Raw genomic sequence first — 2,583 nt, 5'->3', positions numbered from 1 at the left:
ACTAATCGATTGATAAATGGATTGGTCCAACTATAAGCCATTCAAGCAGGACAAATAACAGTTGGCTATTTGCTCCTTCGTCGCTTATTTTAGCCAACTATCATTTGCCTCTTAATGGGGCGTTATATACCTAAGGAAGTTATGGTTAATCATTCCAAATCTGTTCAAGTACTGGCTTATATTTGCGGAGTGATATTAATCCCTGTATATATCTTTGGTCCCTTTGCTTTGTTTTACGCGACATATAAGTCTATGGGGAATCCTGAAATGTTAGTTACAGTATTTATAGCCGTACTCTCTTTAGCTTTAACTTATTTTGGCTTTAAAAGTTTGTATTTAATAATCCGCTTTCTCAAAACACTGAAAGTAAGCTTTGAATTTAACGCAAAGGGTATAGTGTTAAACTCTAGTGATTGTTCAAACCATTACTCTTGGAGTGACCTTGAAAGCTCAAAAGATTACCCTAGTTGCCAGTTATTTTGCCTAATCGATAATAAAGGAAATCACCTGTTTTCAATTTGGGAGTACGCAACAAATTATTTGGAATTTCGAGAAGTAGCTTTGGAGAAAATCGGTATATAACAAGCCACTCAAGCAGGACAAATAACAGTTGGCTTTGTTCGCTTCGCTCTCTATTATAGCCAACTATTATTTGCCTCTTAGTGGGGCGTTATGTTGTAAAAGGAGATGCAGTTCATGAATCAGATTAAGAGTAACTTTCAAATATTAGCCGCTACAGCTTCAACGCTTTATTTTGGCTTGTTTGCGTATGGAGCTTTTATCTTCATTAAAGAATTTGAAAATGTATTTGATTCGTTTGAATCGGAGCTACCATTTCAAACATCTTTATTAATTGGCACTTATCGTTTCTGGGGTATTTTAGCTTTAATCTCTGCTTTTATTTTGTTTAAAGTGAGTAAATGTAAAAGTAGTAAATCTATGTCGGTGCTTATTTGGCTTGGTGTTTTGTCAATATTATTAGTAGTGTTTGCTATTTGGGGTATTTATAGCCCTGTACTCGAAGGTAGCGGGCAAGCTGCAACATAACAAGCCACTCAAGCAGGACAAATAACAGTTGGTTTTGTTCGCTTCGCTCTCTATTATAACCAACTATTATTTGCCTCTTAGTGGGGCGTTATATGCCTATGAATAAACTAATAAGTTTTGTGCTACTTTTTCTATCGTTTAATGCCTTAGCTGAAGTTTCAGATAAAATGGCTTCAATTCCTGAGCTTTGGTTGCATGGAATAATTGTGGGATTGTTAATCTATTTTCTTACTGTTTGGAGGATAGGTTTTGTGATTTTAGGTGGCTTATTTATAGCATTTTTTGCTTTTGCCGCCTACGACACTTTGAACTCGCCTTTTATTGGCGAAGCGATTATTAAAGAGCAAGGTGTTCCATATATAGTTGCCTCTTATAGCGCAACCGTAATAATATCTATTTGTTCAATTTTAGGCGTAATTAAAAACAAGCGAAGAATTAAACGCGGCATATAACAAGCCATTCAAGCAGGACTTTTAACAGTTGGTTAGGTTCCGCTTCGCTTCACATTTTAACCAACAATTAAAAGCCTCTTAATGGGGCGTTAGAAGATTCGCATGAAAAAACTTTTCGTTATAATTATTTATTCAGTGTTACTAAGCTATTTAGTAGGTAGTTATGCGTATAAAAAAGGGTTTGGTGATTCAGCTGCAACCACCACATATGTTACTTTAGCGGAAAACCTTGTTGCTTTACGTTTACTCAGGAGCAAAACCCCCGAAGAAACCCTGAAATTTTACGAGTCAATGTTGGCATCAAATATCATGATTCATAGGAATTTATTAGACTTACAAAGTGTATTCCATAGAAAGCTAGATAATGGACAAAGTGGGCCTAATTTGGAGTATTACAAGGCAGTTAAGGAGTATATATCTACATTCCCGAGTGATGAATTTAATGCATTAGTAATTAATGATATAAATTGGTTAGTAAAAAATGAAGAGAAAATCTTCTAACAAGCAATTCAAGACGGACGCTAAACAGTTGGCTAGCTTCGTTCCTCGCAATTTTAGCCAGCTATTTCGCGCCGCTTAATTGGGCGTTATAAGGTTCTATGAATAGGTTATTAATTTCCGCCGTTTTAGTTTTAATTAGCTTTAACATTTATGCGAAAAAGATCGAATGTCTAGCTCATCCTGATTACCCGAATGATAGAGGTTTTTCCGCTGATATTGAGCTAATTCAAAACAATGACAAATTTAAAATTAAGATTGAAAAATTAAATCTTAGTGATACCTGGCCATTAGAAAAGTCTTGTAGTTCACCACTTGAATTTAGTAATGTTACATTCTTAGGTAGCCAAACTAAAGATGGATTTAAATTTGGGTTAGACAACGGAAAAGAATGTGGTTTTGTTTTTCATATATCTATTAATAACAAAACGCCAACATTACTTATGCCACATCACACTTTCAAGGTGTTTGGTGAAAAACCATTTTTGGCTAGGTGCAAAACCTTATAACAAGCCATTCAAGCAGGACAAATAACAGCTGGCTATTTGCTCCTTCGTCGCTTATTTTAGCCAACTATCATTTGCCT

The 2,583-nt window shown here is 35.3% G+C and carries 5 protein-coding genes; all 5 read left to right on the top strand.

The window, feature by feature from the left end:
• Positions 1 to 141: 141 nt before the first annotated feature.
• The 5 genes from H4J52_RS06875 (at position 142) to H4J52_RS06855 (ending at position 2,506) form a co-directional block, all read left to right on the top strand.
• Positions 142 to 582, top strand: coding sequence for a hypothetical protein (locus H4J52_RS06875; RefSeq protein ID WP_182224404.1), 441 nt, complete (start codon positions 142 to 144; stop codon positions 580 to 582).
• 114 nt (positions 583 to 696) lie between these two features.
• Positions 697 to 1,047 (top strand): hypothetical protein, encoded by a 351-nt coding sequence (locus H4J52_RS06870; RefSeq protein ID WP_182224403.1) that lies wholly within the window; start codon positions 697 to 699, stop codon positions 1,045 to 1,047.
• 98 nt (positions 1,048 to 1,145) lie between these two features.
• Positions 1,146 to 1,499: a hypothetical protein gene (locus H4J52_RS06865; RefSeq protein ID WP_182224402.1), complete on the top strand. Its 354-nt coding sequence runs from the start codon at positions 1,146 to 1,148 to the stop codon at positions 1,497 to 1,499.
• 102 nt (positions 1,500 to 1,601) lie between these two features.
• A complete protein-coding gene (locus H4J52_RS06860) occupies positions 1,602 to 2,000 on the top strand; it encodes a hypothetical protein (protein WP_182224401.1) in 399 nt (132 codons plus the stop codon).
• Between the two features lie 98 nt (positions 2,001 to 2,098).
• Complete coding sequence (locus tag H4J52_RS06855) at positions 2,099 to 2,506, top strand: hypothetical protein (RefSeq protein ID WP_182176746.1); 408 nt, start codon at positions 2,099 to 2,101, stop codon at positions 2,504 to 2,506.
• The last annotated feature ends 77 nt before the right edge of the window (positions 2,507 to 2,583 follow it).

The organism is Colwellia sp. MB02u-14, assembly GCF_014076915.1.
In the GTDB taxonomy this organism is placed as follows: Bacteria; Pseudomonadota; Gammaproteobacteria; order Enterobacterales; family Alteromonadaceae; genus Colwellia_A.
The sequence above is the reverse complement of the archived record's forward strand: the minus strand, read 5'-3'. Positions and strand labels throughout refer to the sequence as shown.